This window comes from Microbacterium sp. LWH7-1.2, from assembly GCF_038397755.1.
Taxonomy (GTDB): domain Bacteria; phylum Actinomycetota; class Actinomycetes; order Actinomycetales; family Microbacteriaceae; genus Microbacterium.
Genome location: NZ_CP151637.1, coordinates 4111912 through 4136501, shown reverse-complemented (window position 1 = coordinate 4136501; position 24590 = coordinate 4111912). Strand labels below are relative to the sequence as shown.

25 protein-coding genes and 1 tRNA gene are annotated in these 24590 nt (G+C 70.3%); 7 read left to right on the top strand and 19 right to left on the bottom strand.

The features are described from left to right. Nucleotides 1-26: 26 nt before the first annotated feature. From MRBLWH7_RS19175 to MRBLWH7_RS19155, 5 genes are all read right to left on the bottom strand, one after another. The gene (locus MRBLWH7_RS19175; protein WP_341997412.1) at nucleotides 27-1916 is read right to left on the bottom strand and encodes an ABC transporter ATP-binding protein; all 1890 of its coding nucleotides are present in this window, start codon (nucleotides 1914-1916) and stop codon (nucleotides 27-29) included. Continuing rightward, complete coding sequence (locus MRBLWH7_RS19170; protein ID WP_341997409.1) at nucleotides 1913-2776, bottom strand: ABC transporter permease; 864 nt, start codon at nucleotides 2774-2776, stop codon at nucleotides 1913-1915. Before MRBLWH7_RS19170 ends, MRBLWH7_RS19175 begins: the two co-directional genes overlap by 4 nt. Next, nucleotides 2773-3729 (bottom strand): ABC transporter permease, encoded by a 957-nt coding sequence (locus MRBLWH7_RS19165; protein ID WP_341997407.1) that lies wholly within the window; start codon nucleotides 3727-3729, stop codon nucleotides 2773-2775. Before MRBLWH7_RS19165 ends, MRBLWH7_RS19170 begins: the two co-directional genes overlap by 4 nt. Nucleotides 3730-3804: 75 nt before the next feature. Then, entirely contained in the window at nucleotides 3805-5454 is a 1650-nt protein-coding gene (locus tag MRBLWH7_RS19160; protein WP_341997405.1) for an ABC transporter substrate-binding protein, read from the bottom strand. A gap of 47 nt (nucleotides 5455-5501) precedes the next feature. After that, the gene (locus tag MRBLWH7_RS19155; RefSeq protein ID WP_341997403.1) at nucleotides 5502-7253 is read right to left on the bottom strand and encodes an amidohydrolase; all 1752 of its coding nucleotides are present in this window, start codon (nucleotides 7251-7253) and stop codon (nucleotides 5502-5504) included. A 139-nt stretch (nucleotides 7254-7392) separates the two neighbouring features. Here MRBLWH7_RS19155 and MRBLWH7_RS19150 point away from each other — a divergent pair, with 139 nt between their 5' ends. Further along, nucleotides 7393-8103 carry a helix-turn-helix domain-containing protein gene (locus MRBLWH7_RS19150; protein WP_341997401.1) on the top strand — a complete coding sequence of 237 codons (711 nt, stop codon included), beginning with the start codon at nucleotides 7393-7395 and terminating at the stop codon, nucleotides 8101-8103. Between the two features lie 126 nt (nucleotides 8104-8229). Here MRBLWH7_RS19150 and MRBLWH7_RS19145 read toward each other — a convergent pair whose 3' ends face one another. Continuing rightward, nucleotides 8230-9219: a hypothetical protein gene (locus tag MRBLWH7_RS19145; protein ID WP_341997399.1), complete on the bottom strand. Its 990-nt coding sequence runs from the start codon at nucleotides 9217-9219 to the stop codon at nucleotides 8230-8232. A 346-nt stretch (nucleotides 9220-9565) separates the two neighbouring features. Here MRBLWH7_RS19145 and MRBLWH7_RS19140 point away from each other — a divergent pair, with 346 nt between their 5' ends. From MRBLWH7_RS19140 to MRBLWH7_RS19130, 3 genes are all read left to right on the top strand, one after another. After that, nucleotides 9566-11290, top strand: a complete 1725-nt coding sequence (locus MRBLWH7_RS19140) for an MDR family MFS transporter (protein ID WP_341997397.1) — start codon at nucleotides 9566-9568, stop codon at nucleotides 11288-11290. Between the two features lie 11 nt (nucleotides 11291-11301). Further along, a complete protein-coding gene (locus MRBLWH7_RS19135; RefSeq protein WP_341997395.1) occupies nucleotides 11302-11766 on the top strand; it encodes a MarR family transcriptional regulator in 465 nt (154 codons plus the stop codon). A 156-nt stretch (nucleotides 11767-11922) separates the two neighbouring features. After that, nucleotides 11923-12948: an NADP-dependent oxidoreductase gene (locus MRBLWH7_RS19130; protein WP_341997393.1), complete on the top strand. Its 1026-nt coding sequence runs from the start codon at nucleotides 11923-11925 to the stop codon at nucleotides 12946-12948. 46 nt (nucleotides 12949-12994) lie between these two features. Here the strand turns inward: MRBLWH7_RS19130 and MRBLWH7_RS19125 are convergent, their stop codons facing one another. Further along, nucleotides 12995-13885, bottom strand: a complete 891-nt coding sequence (locus MRBLWH7_RS19125; protein WP_341997391.1) for a LysR family transcriptional regulator ArgP — start codon at nucleotides 13883-13885, stop codon at nucleotides 12995-12997. A gap of 71 nt (nucleotides 13886-13956) precedes the next feature. On the opposite strand from MRBLWH7_RS19125, the gene lysE reads away from it, so the two are divergent. Further along, nucleotides 13957-14694, top strand: coding sequence for an L-lysine exporter (gene lysE / locus MRBLWH7_RS19120; protein WP_341997389.1), 738 nt, complete (start codon nucleotides 13957-13959; stop codon nucleotides 14692-14694). A gap of 15 nt (nucleotides 14695-14709) precedes the next feature. Here the strand turns inward: lysE and MRBLWH7_RS19115 are convergent, their stop codons facing one another. Then, complete coding sequence (locus tag MRBLWH7_RS19115) at nucleotides 14710-15063, bottom strand: DUF1801 domain-containing protein (RefSeq protein WP_341997388.1); 354 nt, start codon at nucleotides 15061-15063, stop codon at nucleotides 14710-14712. Between the two features lie 63 nt (nucleotides 15064-15126). Here MRBLWH7_RS19115 and MRBLWH7_RS19110 point away from each other — a divergent pair, with 63 nt between their 5' ends. After that, nucleotides 15127-15402 carry an acylphosphatase gene (locus tag MRBLWH7_RS19110; RefSeq protein ID WP_341997387.1) on the top strand — a complete coding sequence of 92 codons (276 nt, stop codon included), beginning with the start codon at nucleotides 15127-15129 and terminating at the stop codon, nucleotides 15400-15402. A gap of 6 nt (nucleotides 15403-15408) precedes the next feature. On the opposite strand, the gene MRBLWH7_RS19105 is transcribed toward MRBLWH7_RS19110, so the two are convergent. The 10 genes from MRBLWH7_RS19105 to MRBLWH7_RS19060 form a co-directional block, all read right to left on the bottom strand. Then, nucleotides 15409-16224: an amino acid ABC transporter ATP-binding protein gene (locus MRBLWH7_RS19105; protein WP_341997386.1), complete on the bottom strand. Its 816-nt coding sequence runs from the start codon at nucleotides 16222-16224 to the stop codon at nucleotides 15409-15411. Then, nucleotides 16211-16879, bottom strand: coding sequence for an amino acid ABC transporter permease (locus MRBLWH7_RS19100; protein WP_341997384.1), 669 nt, complete (start codon nucleotides 16877-16879; stop codon nucleotides 16211-16213). The genes MRBLWH7_RS19105 and MRBLWH7_RS19100 overlap by 14 nt, the downstream gene beginning before the upstream one ends. A 71-nt stretch (nucleotides 16880-16950) precedes the next feature. Further along, on the bottom strand, nucleotides 16951-17751 hold the full coding sequence (locus tag MRBLWH7_RS19095; RefSeq protein ID WP_341997382.1) for an amino acid ABC transporter substrate-binding protein: 801 nt from the start codon (nucleotides 17749-17751) through the stop codon (nucleotides 16951-16953). Between the two features lie 118 nt (nucleotides 17752-17869). Continuing rightward, nucleotides 17870-18916: a DUF561 domain-containing protein gene (locus MRBLWH7_RS19090; protein WP_341997380.1), complete on the bottom strand. Its 1047-nt coding sequence runs from the start codon at nucleotides 18914-18916 to the stop codon at nucleotides 17870-17872. Between the two features lie 113 nt (nucleotides 18917-19029). Continuing rightward, nucleotides 19030-19722 (bottom strand): 50S ribosomal protein L1, encoded by a 693-nt coding sequence (gene rplA, locus MRBLWH7_RS19085; RefSeq protein WP_341997378.1) that lies wholly within the window; start codon nucleotides 19720-19722, stop codon nucleotides 19030-19032. A gap of 14 nt (nucleotides 19723-19736) precedes the next feature. Continuing rightward, entirely contained in the window at nucleotides 19737-20168 is a 432-nt protein-coding gene (gene rplK / locus MRBLWH7_RS19080) for a 50S ribosomal protein L11 (protein ID WP_116195954.1), read from the bottom strand. 104 nt (nucleotides 20169-20272) lie between these two features. After that, entirely contained in the window at nucleotides 20273-21394 is a 1122-nt protein-coding gene (nusG, locus tag MRBLWH7_RS19075; protein ID WP_341997374.1) for a transcription termination/antitermination protein NusG, read from the bottom strand. An 83-nt stretch (nucleotides 21395-21477) separates the two neighbouring features. Further along, entirely contained in the window at nucleotides 21478-21750 is a 273-nt protein-coding gene (secE, locus tag MRBLWH7_RS19070; RefSeq protein WP_116197035.1) for a preprotein translocase subunit SecE, read from the bottom strand. 90 nt (nucleotides 21751-21840) lie between these two features. Continuing rightward, nucleotides 21841-21913: transfer RNA gene (locus MRBLWH7_RS19065), tRNA-Trp, on the bottom strand. A gap of 175 nt (nucleotides 21914-22088) precedes the next feature. Then, nucleotides 22089-22526 (bottom strand): pyridoxamine 5'-phosphate oxidase family protein, encoded by a 438-nt coding sequence (locus MRBLWH7_RS19060; protein WP_341997372.1) that lies wholly within the window; start codon nucleotides 22524-22526, stop codon nucleotides 22089-22091. 64 nt (nucleotides 22527-22590) lie between these two features. Between MRBLWH7_RS19060 and MRBLWH7_RS19055 the strand changes: the two genes are divergently transcribed. After that, nucleotides 22591-23214, top strand: coding sequence for a hypothetical protein (locus MRBLWH7_RS19055; protein WP_341997370.1), 624 nt, complete (start codon nucleotides 22591-22593; stop codon nucleotides 23212-23214). 3 nt (nucleotides 23215-23217) lie between these two features. On the opposite strand, the gene MRBLWH7_RS19050 is transcribed toward MRBLWH7_RS19055, so the two are convergent. Beyond that, on the bottom strand, nucleotides 23218-24579 hold the full coding sequence (locus MRBLWH7_RS19050; protein ID WP_341997368.1) for an NAD-dependent succinate-semialdehyde dehydrogenase: 1362 nt from the start codon (nucleotides 24577-24579) through the stop codon (nucleotides 23218-23220). Nucleotides 24580-24590 lie beyond the last annotated feature (11 nt).

Here is a 24590-nt window from a genome sequence, read left to right as displayed (position 1 = left end):
CGCGGGCGTCCGCCGCGGGATGACGATCACCGCGCCTGTCCTGCGGCCTCGACCCTCGCCGCCTCCACAGCTGCCGCCTCGGCATCGCCGTCGTCGGCTCGCTCCTCCGGAGCATCGGGTTCGACGCCCGCGGCCTCGACCTCGGCGCCTGCCGCCTCCGCGTCCCACCCGGGCTGGGGAACCGAGTCGATGAGCAGCCGCGTGTACTCGTGCTGAGGCGCGGCGAGCAGCTCCGCCGTGCGGCCGCGCTCGACGATCTCGCCGCGGCGCATCACGACCGTCTCGTCGCACACGCGCCTGACGACAGCGAGGTCGTGGCTGATGAAGAGCACGGTGAGTCCACGCTCCCGCCGGATGTGGTCGACGAGATCGAGCACCTGCGCCTGCACCGAGACATCGAGCGCGCTCGTCGCCTCGTCCATCACGAGCACGTCCGGTTCGATCGCGAGGGCGCGCGCGATCGCGACTCGCTGCCGCTGACCGCCCGAGAGCGTCCGCGGCCGCGCCAGAGCGTGCTTCTCCCCCAGTCCGACCTGGGCGAGCAGGTCGAGCACGCGCGAGCGAGCCTCTGTCGCGCTCAGTGCGGTGTGCAGGCGCAGGGCGTCTTCGATGGCCCGGCCCGCCCTGATCCGCGGGTCCAGCGACAGGTAGGGGTCCTGGAACACCATCTGCACGCTGCGCGCGTGGGCGATCCTCGCGCGCCGGGTGCGCGGCACGGCGGTGCGCTCACGACCATCGACGCGGATGTCGCCCTTGTCGGCGGCCTCGAGCCCGACGATCATGCGCGCGAGTGTGGACTTGCCCGACCCCGACTCCCCCACCACGCCCAGCGCGCCGCCCCGAGGAACCGCGACCGACGCGTCGATGACCGCGCGCACCGGCTCCTTGCCACGGCGCACGTAGGTCTTCGACACCCCGGACGCCTCGAGCATGGCGCGCGCGGGCACGGCGGCGACCGCAGCATCCGTCCCGCCGTCATCGTGCACGGGATCGGAGGTCGCCGACGACGCGCCGGTGGACGGATGCTGCGCCCCGGCGTGCTGCGCAGGGTCGCCGATCCTGTGACCCGGGGTGGCACCGGGCGCGGCGCCGACGAGCGTCGGTGTCGCGGCGACCAGTCGCCGCGTGTACTCGGCCCGCGGGTCGCGCAGCACGTCGTGCGCGCGGCCCTGCTCGACGACCTGCCCGCCGCTCATGACGTAGACGCGGTCGCAGAGCGATGCGGCCAGGTTGAGGTCGTGCGTGATGAAGAGCATGCCCATGCCCCGGCTCGCGCGCTGCTCGGTGAGCACGCCGATGATCTCGGCCTGGGTGGTCACGTCGAGGGCCGTGGTGGGCTCGTCGCACACCAGCAGCTTCGGCGACGTCGTCAGGGCTCCCGCGATCATGACGCGCTGCAGCATCCCTCCCGAGAACTCGTGCGGGTACTGGTGCAGGTGATCTTCGGGGCGTGGGAGGCGCACCGCCTCGAGCAGTTCGACGGCGCGCGCCCGCGCAGCATCCGTCGACCATCCCTCTGCGAGGCGCAGCGCCTCGGTGAGGTGATCGCCGATCGTGCGCATCGGGTTGATGCCCGCGCGCGGGTCCTGGAAGATCATCGCCGCGCCGCGGCGGCGGAGATGCCGGAGCTCGGGCGCGGAAGCGGTGAGGACCCCCGCCCCGTCCAGCACGACGTCGCCGGTGATCGCCGAGCGGTCGGGGACGAGTCCCAGCACCGTCCGCGCGGTCAGCGACTTGCCCGATCCGGACTCGCCGACGAGGCCGACCGTCTCACCGGCGGTGACCGACAGCGAGATGCCGTGCAGCAGCCGCGTGCCGTCGGCGAGGTGCAGCGTCAGGTCGCGGATGTCGAGCAGTGCCGGGTTCGGCTCCGTCGGCGCGGCTGCCGGATCGACGACGGTCTCGGTTGCGGTCATGCCGGGATCTCCCCACCGATGCGGTCGGAGAGCTCTTCCCCGATGATGTTGACGGCCACGACGACCACGACCACGGCGGCCGCCGGCACGATCGCGGGCAGGAAGTGCCCGCCGATGAGCCCGGCTTGCGCCTCGTTGATCATCGCGCCCCAGTCGGCCGTGGGCGGCTGCACGCCCAGGCCGAGGAACGACAGCGCAGCGAGCTCGGCGAGCACGTACCCGAAGTTGAGCGTCGACTGCGCCCCGACGATCGGCGTGACGTTCGGCAGCACGCGCCGCAGAGCGATCCACGCGCCGCCGAAGCCCTGCACGCGATACGCCGCGACGTAGGGGCGGGTGCGCTCGGCCGCGATGAGCGAGCGCGTCAGGCGTGCGACGAAGGGAGCATAGGCGATGCTCATCGCGATGACCGGAGCGACGAGACCCTTGCCGAACAGCGCGACCGCCATGATGGCGATGAGCAGCGACGGGAACGCGAACAGCACGTCGAACACGCGCCCGAGCACGGCGTCGATCCAGCCGCCGCGCCAGCCGGCGAGGAGCCCGAGGAGGATGCCGAGCACGGTCGACGCGACCACGACGAGGAGCGGCCCCAGCAGGGCGGTGCGCGCGCCGTAGATGAGCCGGCTCAGCGTGTCGCGGCCGAGGCCGTCGGTGCCCAGCCAGTGCGCCGGACTCGGCGGCGCGTTCACCGCGGCGAAGTCGACGGCATCGGGGTTGTACGGCGCGAGGAACGACGCGAAGACCGCGGCCAGCGTCATCGCGGCGAGCACACCGAGAGCGATCGCGAAGGTCACGCTGGTGCGGGGCAGCCGCGGCGCGCGCAGCACCTTCACGGCGAGAGTGGGTGTGGTCGTCATCGGGCACCGGCTCCGGCGGCGGATCGGGGATCGATCCAGGGTTCGAGGACGTCGATGACGGCGTTCACGAGCACGAACGCGGTCACGACGAGGAGGACGATGGCCTGCACGACCGGGAAGTCGAGACGGTCGACCGACTGCACGAGCAGCGAGCCGATGCCGGCGAGACCGAAGGCGGCCTCGACGATGGAGCTCGCGACGAGGAGCCCTGCCACCAGCATCCCGCTCACCGTCAGGATCGGCCCGACGGCATTGCGGAAGACGTGACGGCGGATCACCGTGCCGCGCTTGATGCCGCGGCTGATCGCGACCTCGACATGCTCGCGGTCGAGCTGGTCGATCATCGACGACCGCGTCACCTTGCCGACCAGCACGACGAAGACGATCGCGAGGGCGATCGACGGCAGCACGAGGTGGTACACCGTGTCCCAGAAGCCTTCGCCCGATCCGAACGACGGGAACCAGCCGAGCTGCACCGCGAACACCGCGATGAGCACGATCGACCCGACGAACGACGGGATGGCCCCGAGCACGGTGAGCCCGATGAGGATCGAGCGGTCCGCCAGGCGACCGCGGTGCAGGGCGGCGATCGCGCCGGCGATGAGACCGACGACCGCGATCATCGTGCCCGCCATCACGACGAGCCCGAGAGTGACGGGCAGTCGTTCGCCGAGCACGACCGTGACGTCCTGCCGGTACTGCAGCGAGCGCCCGAGGTCACCCTGCAGGAGTCCCGCCACCCAGATCAGGTACTGCTGCCACGGCGGCAGGTCGAGGCCGTACTGCGCCGTGATCTGCGCCACCGCCTCGGGGCTGGGCTTGCGGCCCCGCAGCAGGAACGCCACGGGATCGTCCGGCACCAGGAAGCGCGAGAAGAACACGAGCACGGATGCCAGGAACAGGGTGAGCAGCAGCCCCCCGAGCTTGCCGGCGATCCGGCGGACGGCGATCATCGCTTCCCCGCCTCTGCGCCGGTGCGAGGCGCCCTGCGGCGGGGCCCGGCGTCGACCGCCGGGCCAACGCTCAGCTCAACGGGAGCCAATGGTCGCCGCCCACGGGTAGTACAGGAACGCCACTGACGGGGCCACGCCGGTGACCCGGTCACCGAGGAACAGGGTCATCGGCCCCTGGAACAGCGGCAGCCACGGCAGTTGCTCGTTCGCGATGCGCTGTGCCTGTGCGGTGACCTCGCTGCGCGCGGCCGGGTCGTCGATCGCGACGGCCTCGTTCACGAGGGCGTCGAACTCGGGGTCGCTCCAGTTGCCGTAGTTGCTGAACTCGTCGGTGCGGAGCACCCCGTACATCTCGAGCGGGTCGGGGCTCGACAGGTACCACGACGTGTAGAACAGGTCGATGCCCTCACGGGCGGTCGGGTCGGAGAACAGCGCGGTGTACGCGCTCGGGCTCACCGTCTCGATGGTCGCCTCGAGCCCGATCGACTGCGCCGCCGCGGCCGCGCCCTGCGAGATCACCGCGAAGTCGTTGCTGATCGGCGCGGTCGCGATGACGATCTCCTCGCCCGCGACGCCGGCCTCGTCGATGAGCTTCTTCGCCGCCTCGACGTCGTACGGGTACTCCTCGAGACCGTCGAACGCCTCCTTCATGGCCGCATCGCTCGCACCGACCCACACCGACTCGGTGGTGAGGACATCGGTCACCTCGCCGTAGCCCTTGGCCGCAGCATCCAGGATCCCCTGCCGGTCCATCGCCATCGTCAGCGCCTTGCGCACGCGCTCGTCGCCGAGCGGACCCTCGAGGTTGCTCACGATGAGGCTGCCGACGGCGGTGTTGAGGCCGAAGTACATGTCGCCCTTGCCGGAGGACTGCAGCTGGGCGATCGCGTCGGTCGGGATCATCCAGCTGCCGTCGACCTCGCCCGACTTGAGCGCGTTGACGCGTGCATTCGCGTCGGTCATGAAGAGGATCTCGACCTCGCCGGCCTTGGCGCGCAGCGACTCGTCCCAGTAGCCGTCGTAGCGGGTCAGCGTGACCGACTCGCCCGACTGCCACTCGCTGAGCTCGAACGGGCCGGTGCAGTTCACGAGGCCCGACGAGTTGCCGTAGTCGGCGCCCTTCTCGGCCAGCGTCGCAGCGGACTCGACGACGCCCGCCGAGCCGCCCATCGCGAGATTGAACTGCGAGTCGGCCTGGTTCATCGTCACGGTCACCTGGCGATCGCCGGTCTGCTCGATCGCGGCGACGTTCTGGTAGACCGAGTACCACGACGAGCCGACCTGGGGATCAAGGTGGCGGCTCATCGACGCGACCACGTCGGCGGCCGTGAGCGGTGTGCCGTCGTGGAACGTCACGCCGTCGCGGATCGTGTAGACCCAGGTCTCGGGCGTCGGGTGCTCGAACGCCTCCGCGAGCCCCGGCGACAGCGTGTAGTCGGGGTTGAGCCGCAGCAGCGACTCGCACACGTTCGAGAGCACCTGGTTGTCGGCGTAGTCGAACGCGTACGCGTAGTCCAGCGAGTAGGGCTCGGAGTAACTCACCCACGAGAACGAGTCGATGTCGCCAGACGGCGCGGCCGTCTGGGCGGTGTACTCCCAGTCGGGGGCGGCGGTGGCGTCGGGGCTCGATGTGTCGGCGCTGCACGCGGACAGGACGAGCGCGCCGGCCACGCCGAAGCCCGCGACGGCGAGCAGGCGACGGGCGGTGCGTCGGGTGCGGATCATGGTGCTCCTCGGGTTCTGACGACGGCGTCGGGTGGTGGAGAAGGGACTCAGGACAGGACGGATGCCGCGGCGGCGGCGTTGGCGTCGGCGGCGGCGTCGGCGCGCGCGTAGACGCGCTCACCGTCGATCCAGGTCGAGGCGACGCGGCAGAGGTACAGGTCTTCGGTGGGCACCGTGAACGGGTTCGGCTCGACGACGACGAGATTCGCGAGGTAGCCCGCGCGGAGGTAGCCGGTGTCGTGGTCGCGGTGGTTCACGTACGCGGTCCCCGACGTGTAGGCGGCGAGCGCGGTGGCGAGGTCGAGACGCTGGTGGGCGCCGCCGAGCGGCTCGGCGTCGGACAGCGGGGCGACACGGTTCACGGCGATGTGCACGCCCGCGAGCGGGTCGGCGCTCGACACCGGCCAGTCGCTGCCGCCGGCGAGGCGCACCCCGGCCCGCTGCAGATCACCGAACGGGTACTGCCGCGCTGCCACGGCCTCGATGAGGAACGGCAGCGTGAGCTCGTCCATCTGGTCCTCGTGGCATGCCCACAGCGGCTGCATGTTCGCCACCGCACCGGCCGCGGCGAATCGCGGCACGTCCGCCTCGTCCACCACCTGGATGTGAGCGAGGTGGTGGCGGCCGTCGGTGGCGCCGTTGACCTCCGCCGCCGCCTCGACCGCGTCGAGCGCCTCGCGCACGGCCCGGTCGCCGAGGGCGTGGAAGTGCAGCTGGAAGCCCGCGGCGTCGGCGGCGATCACGTACTCGCGCAGGCGCTCGGCCGGGATGAACGACAGGCCGCGGTTGTCGGTGGAGTGGCCGTGCCCGTCGCGGTACGGCTCGAGCATCGCGGCCGTGTGGTTCTCGGCGACGCCGTCGACCATGAACTTGATCGATCCCAGCGAGAAGCGATCCTCCTGGCCGAGCGCGGCGACCTCGTCACGCGTGCGGATCATGCCCTCGAGCTGCTCGATCCCCTCGCCGCGCTCCCACCACTGGGCACCCACCACGTGGGCTTTGAGCGTTCCCTCGGCGAGCGCGCGCCGGTAGGACGCCAGGGCGCCCGGGATCCCGGGAAAATTGCCGACGAGCGCGTCCTGCCACCCGGTGATGCCCTGCGCGATGAGGTCGTTCTGCGCACGCAGCAGGCCCTCGTAGGCGAGGTCTTCGGAGACCTTGGGACGGGCGTCGGCGAAGAGATAGGCCGCCCCCTCGTGGAACGTGCCCGCCGGGAACCCGTCGGCTTCCCGCTCGATCCGCCCGTCGGCCGGATCGGCCGTCGTCGCATCGACGCCGGCCGCACGCATCGCCGCGGTGTTCGCCCACGCCGAGTGGTGGTCGCGGCTGGCGAGCAGCACCGGCCGGTCGGGCACGATGGCGTCGAGCGCGGTACGCAGCGGTGCGCCGCCCGGGAAGTGGTCCATCGACCAGCCGCCGCCCACGATCCACTCGGCCTCCGGGTTCTCGGCGGCGTAGCGCGCGATCGTCGCCAGCGTGTCGGCGGCGTCCTCGGACCCGGTGAGGTTGCACTGCAGCAGCTCGACGCCGCCCGACATGGGGTGCACGTGTGCGTCCTGGAACCCCGGGGCGAGCAGCGCACCCGCGAGGTCGACGACCTCGGTGTCAGGACCGATCATCACGGATGCCTCGTGCTCGGCGCACACCGCCACGATGCGCCCGTCGCGCACGGCGACGGCCACGCCGCTCAGGGCTTCGGGGCTCCCCGCGCGGACGAGGTCGGAGCTGAACAGCGCGCCTCGAGTGAACACGGTGTCTGCGTACGGGGTGTCTGCGTCTGCAGGAATGGCAGCGGCCACGGAACCTCTCCTTCGTCGTCGAACGGATCGCTTGACGATAGATCGCTGTCATCGCTCATGTCAACGCTGTTGACAGATGTGCTGACAGATCGGGTAGTCTCAGGACGTCACGACGCGGCGACAAGGCCTCCGTGGCACGATGGACGCGACGGCGGAAGCGGGGATCATGGCGGCACGCACCGGGGCGACGCCCGACAAGCCGGGAGCCAAGCGCCTGGATCGCGCGACGATCATCGCGGCCGGCCTCGAGCTCGCCGAGACAACCGGCTCCGCCTCCCTCTCGATCCGCGACCTGGGCGCGAAGCTCGGCACCGACCCGACCGCGGTCTACCGCCACTTCCGCGGCAAGGAAGACTTGATGAGCGCGCTGCTCGATGAGCTCACCCTCCGCAGCCTCGCCGCCGTGACCGCCGATCCCGACGAGTGGCAGGAGCGCCTGCGTCAGCTCGCGTCAGCGACGCTGACCGAGTTCGCCCGCTACCCCGCGGTGGGGCAGGAGGCGATCGTCCTCACCACCCACGGCCCCGGAGAGCTCGACGCCATCGAGTTCATGCTCGACGCCTTCTCGCGCGCGGGACTCACCGGCGACGCCTTGGTGCAGCACTACGCGCTCATGGCAACCCACGTTCTTTCGATCGCCGCCGGCGTGGCCCGCGCGCGGGCCGAGCGCACGGCCCTCGCCACGGCGGGCTCGAGCCCGTGGTTCGAGGGACCGCTGCTCGTCGACCCGATCAAGCACCCCCACATCGCGCAGATGTCCGCGCAGCTCCTGGATCTCAAAGACCGCGAACTCTTCATGCTCGGCGTCGAGTCGGTCATCCGCTCCGCCGAGCACGCCGCCGGCCTGTGAGGTGCCGCGGCCCGCACCATCCGTTTTCCTACCGCTCGTCCACCTCACGTGCAGTCACCGAGCGCACGCGCCGTGAACGCGCACGACATGTGATCTCGGTGAGAGCACACGATGTCGACGTCGGCCTCACCCACGGGGCGGGGTGATCCCGAACGCCGCGAGGCGACGAGCGAGCGCCTCCGGAGTGATGATGTGGGGAGCCTCGGCGCGGACGAGCCGACGCTGGGTGGTTCCGCGGATCCAGTCCTCGCGACGCTTCTCGTCGAGGACGATCTCCTCCACCGTCTTTCCGGCAGCTCGCGCCAGGTCGGTGTACTTGCCCATGCCGTCGAACTCGTAGAAGGTCCGCACGTCTTCGATGCCGATGTCCACGCGGTACGTCCGGCCGTCCGGTCCACTCACCGGCACCTGGAGCCGCAATTCGCGGAACCCGAGACGGCTCAGCTGCAGTCGACTGACCGCCTCCCCGGGTGATTCCGATCGGCCGTCGGCGAACCTGATCACGGCTGCGGCCTGACGAACTCCCCGGCCACCCCGCGCTTGCGCGCACCGCTGCAGCATCCGCTCCCGCCAGACTTCAGCAGCCCGCTCGTCATACTGGGATCCGCGCATCGCCTCGCGGCGCAGCGCGGCATCCGCCACTGCGACAGCCGCTTCCATGCTGAGGGTGCGCACCAGGTCGAACACAGTGCGATCCAGCGCGGTGCATCGGATGCCGTTGACCACGGTGATGTCGCCGGCCGGTAGCCGATCAGCATGGCGCTGCAGTCCGGCGCGGCTCGACGCCCGCATTCCTTCCGGCGTGATGACATGGACAGCCGAGGGGGCGTGTCGATAGAGGGGCAGCTCCGACAACACGCCGGCCGACTCGTGCGAGGCGACACCACCGCCATCGCGCATCTCGCCCACAGCGGCGCACACATCGATGAGATGCTGCGACTCCGGGCACAGATCATTCCAGAGCCCCACCTCGACGTATCGGTTGCGCTGCAGCCGCCGCATTCGTCCTGCCGCCACCGCGACACCGATCGCCCGGGCGGTCATGCCGCTCGCGCGCAACTGCTCACGGGTGCGCACGGCCGCCATCGCCTCATCGGAAGTCAGGTGGCGCGGCACGCGCCTCAGCCTGCCCCCCCGCCCGTGCCCAACGCCCGAGCCACCGCGGAACCTGTGCGTGACTCGTCCCACCGTCGACCTGTGGAGGAGCGGATGCCGCGGCCCGCAGCATCCGCTTCCCTACCGCTCGTCCACATCACGTGCACTCACCGAGCGCACACGCCGTGAACGCGCACGACATGTGATCTCGGTGAGAGCACATGACGTGGGCGGGGAAGGTGGCGCCTGAACCCCGAGGAAATAGTTGACGCACGTCAACCATCAGCGTATAGTTGACCCAAATCAACTGTTGACTGACGTCAACCTTCTTCGCGCCGCGACACCACTCTTCGTTCTAAGGACTCCCATGGCCACGTCCACCCCCGCGACCGGGTCGGTCGCCACTGCCGACGAGAAGCGCCGGCACCGCCAGGTGCTGCAGGCGCTCACCGGCCTGCTGCTCGGCATGTTCGTGTCGATGCTCGCGTCGACCGTCGTCTCGACCTCGCTCCCCGTCATCGTCCACGACCTCGGCGGCGACCAGGCGGCTTTCACGTGGGTCGTCACCGCGACGCTCCTGACGACCGCGATCTCGACGCCGGTCTGGGGCAAGCTCGCCGACCTGTTCAACCGCAAGCTGCTCATCCAGATCGCGATCGTGATCTTCGTGCTCGCCACCGCGGCCGCCGGGTTCTCGCAGGATCCCGGCACGCTCATCGCGTTCCGCGCGGTGCAGGGCATCGGCGCGGGCGGTCTCGCCGCGCTCAGCCAGGTCATCATGGCCGACATCATCAGCCCGCGCGAGCGTGGCCGGTACATGGGCCTGTTCGGCGCGGTCATGGCCGTCGCGACCGTCGGCGGCCCGCTCCTCGGCGGGTTCATCACCGACACCATCGACTGGCGCTGGAACTTCTTCATCGCACTGCCGTTCGCGGTGGCCGCGCTCATCATGATGCAGCGGACGCTCCACCTGCCGCCGCGCCCCAAGGCGAAGGCACGCATCGACTACTTCGGCATCGTGCTGCTCTCGACCGCCGTCTCGCTCCTGCTCATCTGGGTCACCAACGCGGGCAAGGACTACGACTGGTGGAGCACCGAGACCATCCTCATGGTCGGCGGCGCGCTGCTCGCGGCCGTGCTCTTCGTCATCGTCGAACTGCGTTCGAAGGAGCCGCTGGTCCCCCTCACGATGTTCCGCAACCGCACGTTCACGCTCGCGGTCATCGCGTCGATCTCGATCGGCATCGCGATGTTCGGCACCTCGGTGTTCCTCAGCCAGTACATGCAGCTGGCGCGCGGCGCGACCCCGACCGAGGCCGGCCTCATGACCATCCCGATGATCGCGGGTCTGCTGCTCGCGTCGATCGTGATCGGCGGCCTCGTGACCCGTCACGGCCACTGGAAGCCCTACCTCATCGTGGGCGGCGCGCTCCTGATCGCGGGCTCGTACCTGCTGTCGACGATCCACTACGACACGAACTTCGTTCTCGTCTCGGTCTACATGTTCCTGCTCGGCGCCGGCGTCGGCATGACCATGCAGAACCTCGTGCTCATCGTGCAGAACACGGCGAACCCCAGCGAGATCGGGGTCGCGAGCTCGGGAGTCACGTTCTTCCGCAGCCTCGGCGGCACGATCGGGGTGTCGGTGATGGGTGCGGCGCTCGCGACGTCGGCGACGAACCTGTTCACCGACCGCAGGGACGACATCGGCGCGGCGCTCATGGCGCTCGGAGAGAAGGGCGCCGCCATCGGGCAGCAGCTCGCGTCGGGCACCATCCCGCAGGTCTCGGCGCTGCCCGAGTCGATCCGCGTGATCGTCGAGGACATCTACGCCCAGGCGATCGCCCACTCGTTCCTGATCGCCGTGCCGCTGGCCGTGATCAGCCTCATCGCGATCGTCTTCCTGCCGAACAAGCCGCTCACCCGCATGACCACGAGCGAGCGCGTCCAGGCGAGCGAGGCCGATCTTGCGACCGTCTCGGTCGCCGAGGGCATGGAGACGCTCGCCGCGACGGCGACGGCGACGGCGAACACGGATGCTCCGGCCCCGGCGGCCGGCGCCGCGGACGAGGCATGCGCGACCCGGCGCTAATGTCGAATCCGATGACCTCCGACGACACTCGAGCGGCGCGCACCGAGGCGGTGCGCGCCCTCGAGGCGGAATTCTCGGAGCTGATCAACCGCATCCGGCGGATCCTCATCGACAACGCCAACCGCGTGAGCCCGGGCATGCTGCCGGGGGCCTACAAGGTGTTCACGACCATCGTGCGCCGCGAGGGCATCACGCTGTCGGCGCTGGCCGAGTCGCTCGCCTCCGACAAGGGCCAGGTCAGCCGCACGGTGCGCGAGCTCGAGCAGCTGGGCCTGGTGCAGCGCACACCCGATCCCGACGACGGCCGGTCGAGCCTGCTCTCCCCCACCCCGTTCGGGCTGGAGCGCCTGGCCGAGGCGCGCGCGCCTCAGGAGAACCTGCTCGTGGACGCGCTCGAGGAGTGGCCGGTCGACGACATCCTCAACCTCACGCGACTGCTGCACGCGCTCACCCTCGGCGAGCGCCCGGCGCCCTGAGCCGACTCGCCGCTGGGCGGGGGCGCACGCCGGCGCGGACGTGTTGCGACACCGGTAGCACCCGCGTAACACGAGCGAGACGAAGGCAGGGTTGACTGTATCCACGGGGGTTCAGTTCTGGTGCCGAAGGCGGCACACCCGCGGAAGGAGCGCACGATGAGGATCCGACCGCTGCGATCGGCGACCGACACCCCGCTCGCCCCCGTCGAGGCGCCGCCCGCCGACATGCGGGCGATGGTCGTGGAGGCCGCGGGCGACGCCGACGCGCTGCGCGCAGCATCCGTTCCCGTCCCCTCGCCCGTGCTGAGCGAGGTGCTCGTTCGCGTCGTCGCCGCAGGCGTCAACCCGATCGACGCCAAGACGCGCGGCGGCAGGGGCGTCTCGGGAGCGATCGCGGCGTACCCCGCGACCCTGGGCTACGACTTCAGCGGCATCGTCGTGAAGAGCCCCTACGAGGCGCACCCCTTCGCCCCGGGCACCGAGGTGTTCGGCATGACCTCGTTCCCGCGCACCGGCGGCTCGTACGCCGAGTACGTCGTGGCGCCCTCGCTCTCGGTCGCCCGAAAGCCCGCCTCCCTGTCGCATGTCGAGGCGGCAGGCGTGCCGCTCGCGGCGCTCACCGCCTGGGGACTCGTGGTCGAGACGGCGCACGCGCACGAGGGGCAGCGCATACTGATCCACGCCGGCAGCGGAGGGGTCGGCCACTTCGCCGTCCAGTTCGCCGCCTACTTCGGTGCGCACGTCACCGTGACCGCCTCCGGCCGCAATGCGTCGTGGCTTCGCGAACTCGGCGCCGCGGTCGTGGTCGACTACACGACCACGCGGTTCGAGGAGGTCGTCGGCGAGGTAGACGTCGTCATCGACCTCGTCGGCAACGTCTACTCCGAGACCGGCACGCGCTCGCTCGAGGTGCTGCGCACCGGCGGGCTCTACGTGCTCGTGCCGACCGGTTCCTGGCCGGGCTATGCCGAGGCGGCGGCAGAAGCGGGAGTGCGCACCACCTCGTACAAGGTGCTTCCGGACGGCGGGGCGCTCGCGACGATCGGCCGCCTGCTCGACTCCGGTTCGGTGCAGGTCTACATCGAGCAGGTCTTCGACCTCGCCGAGGCCCCCGCCGCGCACCGCGCGATCGAGACGGGGCACACGCGCGGGAAGCTCGTGCTCCGCGTCAGCGACGGCTGACCCCGCTGGGGCTCCGGTTCGCCGCGCCGCCCCGCCGTGAATCGGTTCAGCCGGGGGCGAGTAGGCGCCGGCCCTCGGCGACGATCGCGTCGGCGATGGCGTCGAGCAGCGGCGAGCGGAGGTTCCACTGCTGCCAGTGCAGGCCGACATCGACCGGCGGACCGCCCAGCAGCACGAGCTCGCCGCGCTCGAGCGCGTCATGCGACTGGAAGCGCGGCAGCATCGCCCACCCGAGCCCCAGGCGCACCGCCGATGCGAAGTCGTTCGACGCGGGCACGTAGTGCCGCGGCGGCTCCGCAGGGTCGACGCCCTGGTGCGCGAGCCACTCGTTCTGCAGGTCGTCGCGCCGATCGAAGTCCACCAGCGGCGCGTTCGCCAGGGCGATCGCCCGGTCGCCGACGAGCCACCGTGCTACGAACGCGGGCGTGGCGACCGCCTCGTAGCGCATCGCGCCGAGGGCCGACGAGCGGCACCCGGCCACCGGCGCGGCGCGCGAGGTGACCGCGCCCATCACGGTTCCCGACTCGAGCAGTCCGGCGGTGAAGTCCTGATCGTCGCGATGGAGATCGAAGACGACCGGATGCTGCTCCGCGAGGCGGGCGAGAGGCTCGAGGAACCACGTCGCCAGCGAGTCCGCGTTCACCGCGAGCGGCACCACGGTGAGTGCGGCCTCGTCGTCGCCGGCGCCCAGCTCGGCGAGGGCGTCGTGTTCGAGCAGTGCCGTCTGCCGCGCGAGGCGGATCACCGACATGCCGGCCTCGGTGGGCCGCACCGGCTTGGAGCGGACGAGCACGAGACGGCCGAGCTGCTCCTCGAGCGTCTTGATGCGCTGGCTCACCGCCGACGGCGTGATGTGCAGCTTCCGCGCGGCCGCGTCGAGCGTGCCCTCGTCGACGACGACGGCAACGGTCTCTGCAAGCTCGAACGGGATCCGCATCTTCAGTGCGGCTAATGGTACTGAAGATCCATGAGCTGGACTACGGATGCTGCGGCTCCTAGCGTCGAGTCGTGCTCTCCCCCGTGCTCGCCGGCCTCGGCCTCGGCTTCTCGCTCATCGTCGCCATCGGCGCGCAGAACCTCTTCGTGCTGCGCCAAGGACTGCGCCGCGAGCACGTGCTCGCCGTCGCGGCGATCTGCGCGATCTCGGACGCCGTCCTCATCGCGCTCGGGGTGTCGGGCATCGGGTTCGTGCTGCAGGCCGTGCCGTGGCTCGTCGACGCCGTGCGCTGGGCGGGCGCGCTGTTCCTCGTGGCGTACGGCGTGTTGGCCGCCCGGCGCGCGTGGCGCCCCTCCGGCGAGACGCTGTCCGGGGGCGACCCCGCGGATCCGGCCCGCCCTGACGCGCAGCGGGCAGCACCGCCCGCACACACCCACACCGGGGACGCGCTTGCACCCGACGCCTCCGCCTCCGTCGTGCGCAGCGACATCCGCACCGCCTCTTCCCCCGCCAGGCGCGCACGTCTGATCCCCGTGCTGCTGACCTGCCTCGCGCTCACGTGGCTCAATCCCCACGTGTACCTCGACACCGTGTTCCTGCTCGGCACCGTCGCGAACACGCACGGCGATCAGCGCTGGCTGTTCGCGACGGGTGCCATGGCCGCGAGCGTCATCTGGTTCTTCGGCCTCGCGTTCGGCGCGCGCCTGCTCGGCCGCTGGCTGTCGACGCCGCGGGCATGGCGCATCCTCGACGCGGTGATCGCGGTCGTCATGATCGCCCTCGGCGTCTCGCTCGTCCTCCCCCACTGAGCGCGGCCGACGCGCTCAGCCGTCGATCTGCTCCTTCCGGGCGAGCACGAGGGCGCGCACCACGTCGTCGGGCAGCGGGTGCTCGGGCTGGTAGCGGATCGTGCCCTTGTCCAGCCCGATGCCGGGATGCCCGGCGAGCGCGTCCGCGACGGCCGACACCGCTGCAGGGCTGAACGGATAGACGCCGATGTGCTTCTTCGCCCGCATCACCGACACCAGGGGCTTGCCCCGGTACACGAGCGCCGGCATCCCGTATCCGAGCCCCTGCTCCGCATCGGGCGCCTCTTCTCGCGCGAGCTCGTAGATCCGCTCGACCGACGGCCGGTCAGCCGCGTCGAGTCCTGCCAGGAGTTCGTCGACGGTTCCCATGTGGGCATCCTGGCCCACGGCGCCCCGTCGCGGCAAGCCGGGCGATTCGGCAGGATGGGCGCCATGAGACGCGTGCACGTGACGGTTCGCGGCGACGTCCAGGGCGTCGGCTACCGCTACACGATGCTCATGGTCGCGCGCGAGGCCGGCGCTGCCGGATGGGTGCGCAACCGCCGCGACGGCTCGGTCGAGGCCGAGGTCGAGGGCACGCCGGGCCAGGTCGACGAGGTGCTCGCGTGGATGGCCGAGGGTCCGCCCGGTTCCCGCGTCGAGCAGGCGACGGTGACGGATGCCGCGACCACCGGCGAACGCGGCTTCGAGGTGCGCCCCACCGGCTGAGCCTCCTCATCCGTCGAACGGTCGCAGGATCCTGTCGATGAAGCGGCGGGTGCGCTCGTGCTGCGGATGGCTGAACAGCTCCTTCGGCGCACCGCGCTCGAGGACGATGCCGTTGTCGAAGAACAGCACCTCGTCGGCCACCTCTCGCGCGAAGGCGAGCTCATGCGTGACGATGACCATCGTCCACCCCTCCTCCGCGAGCTCCTTGAGCACGAGGAGCACCTCGCCGACGAGCTCGGAGTCCAGGGCGCTCGTCGGCTCGTCGAAGAGGAGCAGAGCCGGCTGCAGGGCGAGCGCTCTCACGATTCCCACACGCTGCTGCTGTCCGCCCGAGAGCTGGAACGGGTAGGCGTCGCGTTTCTTGCCCAGCCCCACGCGGTCCAGGAGCGCCTCGGCGCGCGCGATCGCCTCGGACTTCGGTACGCCGTGCGCGTGGATCGGCCCCTCGGTGACGTTCTGCAGCACGGTGCGGTGCGGGAAGAGGTTGTGGTGCTGGAAGACCATCGCGGAGCGGTCGCGCAGCGCGATCCGGTCCGCCTTCGAGAGCGGTGCCGCGAAGTCGACACGGGGTCCGTCGGCGAAGGCGACCGTCCCCGCCTCGGGTGTCTCGAGTCCGTTGAGCGAGCGGAGCACCGTGGTCTTGCCCGAACCGCTCGGGCCGATGAGCGCGACGACCTCGCCCCGGCGCACCTCGAAGTCGACGCCGTCGAGCACGCGATTCGTGCCGAAGGTCTTGGTGAGGCCCGACACCTCCAGGAGCGGGCGATCGTCGGCAGGAGCCGGCGGGGCGAGCGCGTCGTCCGCGGGATCAATGGGCGACATAGCGGTCCAGCCTCCTCTCGATCGCGCTCTGCCCGGTGGAGAGCACGAGGCAGATCAGCCAGTAGATGAGGGCCGCCTCGAGGTAGATCGCGAGCACCTCGAACGTGAACGCGGCGATCTGCTGCGCCTTGCGGAACATCTCGGTCACGAGGATGGTCGACGCCAGCGACGTGTCCTTGACGAGCGAGATGAACGTGTTCGACAGCGGCGGCACCGACACGCGCGCCGCCTGCGGCAGCACGATCCGGGTCAAGGTCTGCGCCTGCGAGTACCCGACCGTGTGCGCTGCCTCCCATTGACCCTTCGGCACCGACAGGATCGCGGCCCGCACGATCTCCGCCGCGTATCCGCCGACGTTGAGCGAGAACGCGATGATCGCGGCCGGCCAGGGGTCGATCACGATGCCCACCGACGGCAGTCCGTAGAAGATGACGAACAGCTGCACCAAGAGCGGTGTGCCGCGGATCACCGACACGTAGAACCGGGCGATGTTCGACAGCACCGGATTGCCCGACAGGCGCAGGAGCGCCACGGCGATGGCGATCACGAGCCCCAGGGCGAACGAGGCGAGAGCGAGCGGAATCGTGCCGGTGATCGCGGCGAGCAGCAACGGCCAGAACGAATCCACCAGCAGCGCCCAGGTGGTGCCATCCATGCGGGTCCTCCCTCTGCGACAGACGACGCCGCCGCCCGCCCACGGTAGGACGAGCGGCGGCTCGCGGACTACTACTGGGTGACGTCCGCGCCGAAGTACTTCTCGCTGATCTCGGCGAGCACGCCCTCCTCGCGGAGCTCCGCAAGGGCGCCGTCGATCGCCTCGACGAGCGCCTCCTTGTCCTTCGTGAACGCGAAGGCGCTGAGGCTCGGCTCATCCGTCTCGACGGCGATCTTCAGACCCGTCGGGCCCTCGCTCTTCTCGTAGTCGAGGAAGGTCAGGCTGTCGTTGATCGTCGCGTCGACGCGCCCCTGCTGCAGCAGCGCGACGGCCTGCGCCCAGCCCTCGACCGCCTCGACGGTGGCGCCGCTCTCCTGGGCGAGCTGGTACCAGTTGCTCGTGAGCGACTGCGCCGTCGTCTTTCCGGCGAGGTCGTCGAAGCTCGTGATCGAGTCGTCGTCCTCGGGCACGACGATCACGCCGGGCGACACGGTGTAGGGCTCGCTGAAGAGGTACTTCTCCTCGCGCTCGGGGTTGATCGACACCTGGTTACCGATGACGTCGAAGCGGCCGGCGTCGAGGCCCGCGAAGATCGCGTCCCACTGGGTCTCCTGGAACACGACCTCCAGGCCGAGCTTCTCGGCGACCGCCTCGGCGATCTCGACGTCGAAGCCGACGAGCTCGCCGGACTCGTCGTGGAACGAGAACGGGCGGTACGTTCCCTCGGTGGCGACCGTGAGCGTGCCGGCGGTCACCAGGCCGTAGTCGTCGCCCTCGCCGCTGGCGGCGGGGTCGGCGGAGCCGCTGCTGCACGCAGTGAGCGCGAGGGCGGCGGCGGCGGTGAGGACGAGTGCGGTGATACGGCGTGACATGTGGATTCCCGGGTGGTGCGGCGTGCTGTGTGCGGTCCGCCCTGAGCGGCGGACTTTCCAGTACAACACGGTCACGACGCTTCGGGGGCGTCGCGTTGCGCTTTGTTGCCAGGGCCGATCAGGCGGGCAGGCCCGACACCAGCTCTGCGAAGACCTCGGCGGCGTCGTCGCTCGGCGCGAGCCCCGCGGCCTGCCCGGCCCACAGCGACACGAGCTCGCCGTCGCCGCGACGCCCTGCCTCGGCACGGAACTGCCCGGTGAGCCAGTTCTGCGCGGGGAACGGCGCGATGATCCCGGTGGTCTCGATCTCCCGCATGGCGCGATTCGGGATGCCGCGAGCCAGGCGCCCGCTCATGGCGCGGGTGAGCACGGTCCCGGTGTCTGAGGCGTCGGCGATCGCCCGACGGTGCGCCTCGGTGGCGGCCGACTGCCGCGTGCGCAGGAACGCGGAACCCACCTGCACCCCCGAAGCGCCGAGCGCGAACGCGGCGGCGACGCCGCGCCGGTCGGCGATGCCGCCGGCCGCGATCACCGGGACGTCCACCGCGTCCACGACTTGCGGGACGAGCGCGAACGTGCCGACGAGCGACTGCTCGGCGGGCCTGAGGAACGACACGCGATGGCCGCCCGCCTCGGCGCCGGTGGCGACGACCGCGTCCACCCCCGCCGTCTCGAGCGCGACGGCCTCCGCGACAGTGGTGGCAGTGCCGATGACGCGGATGCCGCGGCTCCGCGCCGCCGCGACCACGTGCTCCGACGGCGCGCCGAAGACCACGCTCAGCGCCGCGGGCGCAGCATCCATCACCGCCGTCAACTGGGAGTCGAGGTCGGGCAGGAACTCGATCGGAGGCGTCGGGTGCGCGAGACCCAGCTCGTCGTAGAGCGGGGCGACCGCCTCGATCGCCGGCTTCAGGTCGACCTCGCCGGGAGTGATCTCGTCGCCGGTCGGCAGCCACAGGTTGACGGCGAACGGGCGCCGCGTCGCGGAGTGCAGCGCCGCGATCGTGTCGCTGATTCGGTCGGCGGAGTACCCGTAGAGCCCGTACGAGCCCAGTCCGCCGAGCTCGCTCACCGCGGCCGTCAGCTCGATCGACGACAGCCCGCCGAAGGGGCCGAGCACGATCGGCGCGTCGATTCCGAACAGGTCCTGCAGCGTCTTCGGCATGTCCTCGACGCTACTCCCGCGGTCGCGACCGCGCGTTCGTGGTTACGGCAGCCCGCCCCGCCGCGAACGACGAAGGCCCCACCCAAACGGGTGGGGCCTTCGTGCGGAACGACTCAGACGAGCGTGTTGACGTCCAGCGGGATGCCGGGGCCGAACGTGGTCGACACGGCGCCCTTCTGGATGTAGCGGCCCTTCGAGCTCGACGGCTTCAGGCGCACGATCTCTTCGAGCGCGGCCTTCAGATTCTCGTCCAGCTGCTCGGCCGAGAACGAGGCCTTGCCGACGACGAAGTGCACGTTGGCGTGCTTGTCGACGCGGAACTCGATCTTTCCGCCCTTGATCTCCTCGACGGCCTTGGCCGGGTTGGGGGTCACGGTGCCGGTCTTCGGGTTGGGCATGAGGCCACGGGGGCCGAGCACCTTGCCGAGACGGCCGACCTGGCCCATGAGCTCGGGCGTCGCGACGGCCGCGTCGAACGCGGTCCAGCCGCCGGCGACCTTCTCGATGAGCTCGGCGCCGCCGACCTCGTCCGCACCCGCGGCGATCGCGGCCTCAGCGGCCGGACCCGTCGCGAACACGATGACGCGGGCGGTCTTGCCGGTGCCGTGGGGGAGGATGACGGTGCCGCGCACCATCTGGTCCGCCTTGCGGGGGTCGACCGAGAGCTTGAGCGCGACCTCGACGGTCGAGTCGAACTTCGCCGAACCGGTCTGCTTCGCGAGCGCGACGGCCTCGGTGGGGCTGTAGAACTTGTCCGCCTCGATCTTGGCGGCTGCGGCCCGGAAGGCCTTGGACTTGGTAGCCATGTTTCCTATCCCCCTCAGTCCTCGACCGTGATGCCCATGGAACGGGCGGTGCCGGCGATGATCTTCGAGGCGGCCTCGATGTCGTTCGCGTTCAGGTCGGGCTGCTTCTGCTCGGCGATCTGACGGACCTGGTCCTTGGTGAGCTTGCCCACCTTGGCCGTGTGCGGCGTCTTCGAGCCCTTCTGCACACCGGCAGCCTTCTTGATGAGCTCAGCGGCCGGCGGGGTCTTCAGGATGAACGTGAAGCTGCGGTCCTCGTAGACGGTGATCTCCACGGGGATGACGTTGCCGCGCTGCGACTCGGTCGCGGCGTTGTACGCCTTGCAGAACTCCATGATGTTGACGCCATGCTGACCGAGCGCGGGGCCGATCGGCGGCGCCGGGTTGGCTGCACCGGCGTTGATCTGAAGCTTGATCAGGCCGGTCACCTTCTTCTTCGGTGCCATTCTTGTTTCCTTTCATTCGAACGGATGCCGCGAGGCTCCCGTTCTCCCGCACGCCCGGCATCTCCGGGCAGCGGTTCCCCCGGGGACGAGCCCCGGGAAGTCTGCTAGAGCTTGGTGACCTGGTCGAACGACAGCTCGACCGGGGTCTCACGCTCGAAGAGCGAGACGAGGACCGTGAGCTTGCCGCTCTCGGGCTTGATCTCGCTGATGGTGCCGGGCAGGCCCGCGAACGAGCCCTCCTTGATCGTGATGGTCTCGCCGACCTCGAAGTCCACCTCGGCCGGGATGACGCGGGCCGTGGCGGCGGCGCCCTTCTTGGCCGCACCGCCCTTCGCGCCGGCGACCTCCTTGACCTCGACCAGGCTCTTCAGCATGTTGAAGGCCTCTTCGAAGCGCAGCGGCGTCGGGTTGTGGGCGTTGCCGACGAAGCCGGTCACACCGGGCGTGTGACGCACGACCGACCAGGTGTCCTCGTTGAGCTCCATGCGCACGAGCACGTAGCCGGGGATACGGACGCGCGTGACCATCTTGCGCTGACCGTTCTTGATCTCGACGACGTCCTCCATCGGGACCTCGATCTGATAGATCTCCTCCTCGACCTCGAGCGTCGACTTGCGCTGCTCGATGTTGGCCTTCACCTTGCGCTCGAAGCCGGCGTAGGAGTGGATGACGTACCACTTGCCCGGGAGGGTGCGCAGGTCGGCACGGAACGCCTCGTAGGGGTCCTCGTCCTCGTCCTCGTCGTCGGTCTCGGGAGCCTCGGCGGCGTCGGCCGGCGAGACGGAGGCCTCGACGTCGTCGACGACGGCGGCTGCGGCATCGACCTCCGCGACGAAGTCCTCGTCGAGCTCCGGCTCGTCCTCGTCGCCGTTCACGTCGGGACCGTCGTACGGGGTCACCTCCTCGGCGGCTTCGGCCTCGAGTTCGGCGACCTCCTCCGCGATGGAGTCGTTGATGACCTCGGCCGCGGCCTCGGTCTCGGCCGTCTCGTCGAGGTTGAGAGCGTCGTTCACGATGGCGTCGGCCTCCGGGTCGTCGATGTCGATGTCGTCCAGGTCGGCGTCATCCTCGTCTGAGTCGTCGACGATGTGGATGGCGAGGTGCTCGGCGGCTTCCACCGACCGCTCCTCCGCCGCGAGGACGTTGCCCTCCTGAGCTTCGTCGTCCTCCGACGACTGCTCGGCGGCCGTCGCCCAATCGGCGTCGTCGACATATCTTTCAGTCACGTGAGTTCTCTTCCGTTCCGTCCGCTGCCGGACCTGCGGTCCGCCCGTGTCGTGCTCCCGCTGCGAGCCGGGAGCGCTCGGGATCAGGCGCCGGGGACCCCGAAGACGTACGACGTGATCCACACGAACAGCACGTCCAGGCCGTAGACGAGCGCCATCATCACGACGACGAAGCCCAGCACCACCGCCGTGTACTTCAGCAGCTCCTGGCGGGTCGGCGTGACGACCTTGCGGAGCTCGGCGAAGACCTGGCGCACGAACAGGGCGATACGAGCGAAGACGTTCGGCTTCTTCTCGCGGGGTGCGGTCGTTCCCTCTGCGGAGACGACTTCACCCTTCGGCTCGTCCTGAACCATCGATGCCACCTGATTACCTTCCGTGAGCCGACACGGGCCGGCACACTGTGTTGTCAACCACCGGCATGTCACCGGTGTTGCGCTGACGCGCAGGGCGGACAGGAATCGAACCTGCAACCTGCGGTTTTGGAGACCGCTGCTCTGCCAATTGAGCTACCGCCCTAGAGACCCGGAGGTCTCGTGAAGCCCGCACTCTTCCCCTCTCACCGCGGGTTGAGGGTCCGTGCCCGAGTACCGGGCACGGCGAAAGAATGCAGACTTCGACTGCACGATCCAGTGTACGGCATGCCCGCGGGCCCCGCGAACCGAGGCGGCCACGCACCTGCGCACTCATCGGCTCAGTACTGCTGCACGCCGTACCGGTCGGGCTCGGGTCCACGCGCGAAGGCGCGGCCCGACAGCGACATCGCCTCGACGCGCACGTACGTGTACTTGAGCGTCGGGATCCACGGTCTGAGCCCCAGACCGTCGGCCCGCTCGACCTCGTCGGAGCGGTCGAGCGGGTGGGCGCGACCCCGCAGGATCACGCTCCACGCGTCGGTGTCGGTGTGGTCGTCGACCTCGAAGAGCACCTCGTCATTGACGGTCAGCTCGAACAGCTTGCTCCCCTGCGCCGTGCGGAAGAGCACGCTCTCGCCGTCGACGATGTAGTTCACGGGGAAGATGTCGAGCACCTCGCCCACGTGGGTGACGAGGCGCCCGAGCTCCTGCCCGCGCAGGCGCTCCCAGCACTCTTCATCGGAGAGGGAGACGACGGGGTCCGGTGTGTCTGCCATGACTCCATCCTCGCGCTCACGCCGCGTCGGCGACACCCCCGGATGACGGCACTAGCATTCCGGCATGACTCTCGCGCAGACCCGGCTCGACGAGCTGTGGGACTTCTCCGACGCGGCGGGCTCCGAAGCGCGACTGCGCGGGGCGATGGAGGACGAGACGGATGCTGCGACCCGCGCCGAGCTCGAGACCCAGGTGGCGCGGGCTCTGGGCCTGCAGGAGCGGTTCGACGAGGCGGACGCGGCCCTCGACGCCGTCTCGATCGAGGACGCGGCGGTCGCGGCCCGTGCGGCCCTGGAGCGCGGCCGCGTGCGCAACTCGGCCGGCGACCCCGAGGCGGCGGTCACCTACTTCCTCGCGGCCGTGGATGCCGCATCGGGAGCGGGCCTGACGTTCCTGCAGGTCGACGCGCTGCACATGCTCGCGATCGCGGAGCCCGATCAGGCCGAGGAGTGGACCTCGGCGGCGTTCAGGGCGCTCGACGGCGCCTCGGATCAGCGCACGCTGCGATGGAACGTGTCGCTGCACAACAACGCCGGCTGGCGCCTCTTCGACGCCAGACGCCTGGCCGAGGCGATCGCAGAGTTCGAGGCGGCACGGGACGCCGCGACCCGCTGGGGCACGCCGCAGCAGGTCCAGTGGGCCGACGAAGCCCTCGCCGAGGCGCGCGAGGCGCTCGGCGAGGGCTGATCCTCAGGCGCCGATGCGGATCAGCTTCTTGTTGACGAACTCGTCCGCCGCCAGAAGGCCCATCTCGCGCGAGGTGCCGGAGCGCTTCACGCCGCCGAAGGGCAGCCCGGGCTCGTCGGCCAGCACCACGTTCACGTAGACCATGCCGGCGTCGATCTTGTCGGCGACGCGCTGGGCCTGCTCCTCGTCGGTCGTGAAGACGTACGAGCCGAGTCCGTAGCTGGTGTCGTTCGCGAGGGCGACCGCCGCGTCCTCGTCCGCGACCTTGTAGACGACGCCGACGGGGCCGAAGAACTCCTCGCGGTACGCGTCCATGTCGCTCGTGACGTCGGCGAGCACCGTGCCCGGGTAGAACGCGCCGTCGCGCGTGCCGCCGGCGACCAGCGTCGCGCCCTGCGCGACGGCCCTGTCGACCTGCTCGGCCAGGCGCTCGGCCGCCGTGAGCGACGACAGCGGGCCCAGCACGGTGTCGTCGGCGAACGGGTCGCCGACCTTCGCCTCGGTCATCTTCGCGGTGAACTTCTCGAGGAACGCGTCGTACAGGCCGTCGACGACGATGAAGCGCTTGGCGGCGTTGCACGACTGCCCGGTGTTGTCGAGGCGCGCGTCCACGGCCGCCTGCACCGCCGCGTCGAGGTCGTCGGTCGAAAGCAGGATGAACGGGTCGGACCCGCCGAGTTCGAGCGCGACCTTCTTGAGGTTGCGGCCAGCGATCTCGGCGACGGCGGCGCCGGCGCGCTCGGAGCCCGTGACCGAGACGCCCTGCACCCGGCGGTCGGCGATGATCGTCGCCGCCTGATCGTTCGTCGCGTAGACGTTCGTGTAGACGCCCTCGAGCCCGGCGTCGGCGTAGATCGCCGCGATGGCGGCGGCCGACTCCGGGCACTGCGGTGCGTGCTTCAGGAGGATGGTGTTGCCCACCACGATGTTCGGCGCGGCGAAGCGGGCGACCTGGTAGTACGGGAAGTTCCACGGCATGATGCCCAGCAGCACGCCGAGGGGCGAGCGGCGGATGACCGCCGTGCCCTCCCCGTCGATGTCGATCGGCTGGTCGCCGGTGATCTTCTCCGCGTGGTCCGCGTAGTACTCGGTGATGTCTGCGGCGAAGTCGACCTCGCCGAGGGCGGCCTCCAGCGGCTTGCCCATCTCGCGCACGATGATCGCGGCGAGGTCGTCGCGACGCTCGCGGTGCAGCTCCGCCACCTTGCGGATGCGTGCGGCACGCTCGGCGACGGGCTGGTCGCGCCACGTGCGGTACGCAGCATCCGCTCCCGCGATCGCGGTCTCGAGAGCCTCGTCGGTGATGGTCGGATACGTGGCCAGGGTCTCTCCCGTGGCCGGGTTCACGACGGCGTAGTCGGTCATTGCGTTCTCTC

Bases quoted from the DNA above. Each gene is read 5' to 3' on its own strand.
- MRBLWH7_RS19130 (WP_341997393.1), top strand. From the start codon at position 11,923: ATGAGGATCCGACCGCTGCGATCGGCGACCGACACCCCGCTCGCCCCC.
- MRBLWH7_RS19110 (WP_341997387.1), top strand. From the start codon at position 15,127: ATGAGACGCGTGCACGTGACGGTTCGCGGCGACGTCCAGGGCGTCGGC.
- MRBLWH7_RS19105 (WP_341997386.1), bottom strand. From the start codon at position 16,224: ATGTCGCCCATTGATCCCGCGGACGACGCGCTCGCCCCGCCGGCTCCT.
- MRBLWH7_RS19090 (WP_341997380.1), bottom strand. From the start codon at position 18,916: ATGCCGAAGACGCTGCAGGACCTGTTCGGAATCGACGCGCCGATCGTG.
- MRBLWH7_RS19160 (WP_341997405.1), bottom strand. From the start codon at position 5,454: ATGATCCGCACCCGACGCACCGCCCGTCGCCTGCTCGCCGTCGCGGGC.
- MRBLWH7_RS19150 (WP_341997401.1), top strand. From the start codon at position 7,393: ATGGACGCGACGGCGGAAGCGGGGATCATGGCGGCACGCACCGGGGCG.
- MRBLWH7_RS19095 (WP_341997382.1), bottom strand. From the start codon at position 17,751: ATGTCACGCCGTATCACCGCACTCGTCCTCACCGCCGCCGCCGCCCTC.
- MRBLWH7_RS19135 (WP_341997395.1), top strand. From the start codon at position 11,302: ATGACCTCCGACGACACTCGAGCGGCGCGCACCGAGGCGGTGCGCGCC.
- MRBLWH7_RS19060 (WP_341997372.1), bottom strand. From the start codon at position 22,526: ATGGCAGACACACCGGACCCCGTCGTCTCCCTCTCCGATGAAGAGTGC.
- MRBLWH7_RS19050 (WP_341997368.1), bottom strand. From the start codon at position 24,579: ATGACCGACTACGCCGTCGTGAACCCGGCCACGGGAGAGACCCTGGCC.
- rplA (WP_341997378.1), bottom strand. From the start codon at position 19,722: ATGGCTACCAAGTCCAAGGCCTTCCGGGCCGCAGCCGCCAAGATCGAG.
- MRBLWH7_RS19115 (WP_341997388.1), bottom strand. From the start codon at position 15,063: ATGGGAACCGTCGACGAACTCCTGGCAGGACTCGACGCGGCTGACCGG.
- MRBLWH7_RS19165 (WP_341997407.1), bottom strand. From the start codon at position 3,729: ATGATCGCCGTCCGCCGGATCGCCGGCAAGCTCGGGGGGCTGCTGCTC.
- rplK (WP_116195954.1), bottom strand. From the start codon at position 20,168: ATGGCACCGAAGAAGAAGGTGACCGGCCTGATCAAGCTTCAGATCAAC.
- MRBLWH7_RS19100 (WP_341997384.1), bottom strand. From the start codon at position 16,879: ATGGATGGCACCACCTGGGCGCTGCTGGTGGATTCGTTCTGGCCGTTG.
- MRBLWH7_RS19140 (WP_341997397.1), top strand. From the start codon at position 9,566: ATGGCCACGTCCACCCCCGCGACCGGGTCGGTCGCCACTGCCGACGAG.
- secE (WP_116197035.1), bottom strand. From the start codon at position 21,750: ATGGTTCAGGACGAGCCGAAGGGTGAAGTCGTCTCCGCAGAGGGAACG.
- MRBLWH7_RS19125 (WP_341997391.1), bottom strand. From the start codon at position 13,885: ATGCGGATCCCGTTCGAGCTTGCAGAGACCGTTGCCGTCGTCGTCGAC.
- MRBLWH7_RS19175 (WP_341997412.1), bottom strand. From the start codon at position 1,916: ATGACCGCAACCGAGACCGTCGTCGATCCGGCAGCCGCGCCGACGGAG.
- MRBLWH7_RS19170 (WP_341997409.1), bottom strand. From the start codon at position 2,776: ATGACGACCACACCCACTCTCGCCGTGAAGGTGCTGCGCGCGCCGCGG.
- MRBLWH7_RS19055 (WP_341997370.1), top strand. From the start codon at position 22,591: ATGACTCTCGCGCAGACCCGGCTCGACGAGCTGTGGGACTTCTCCGAC.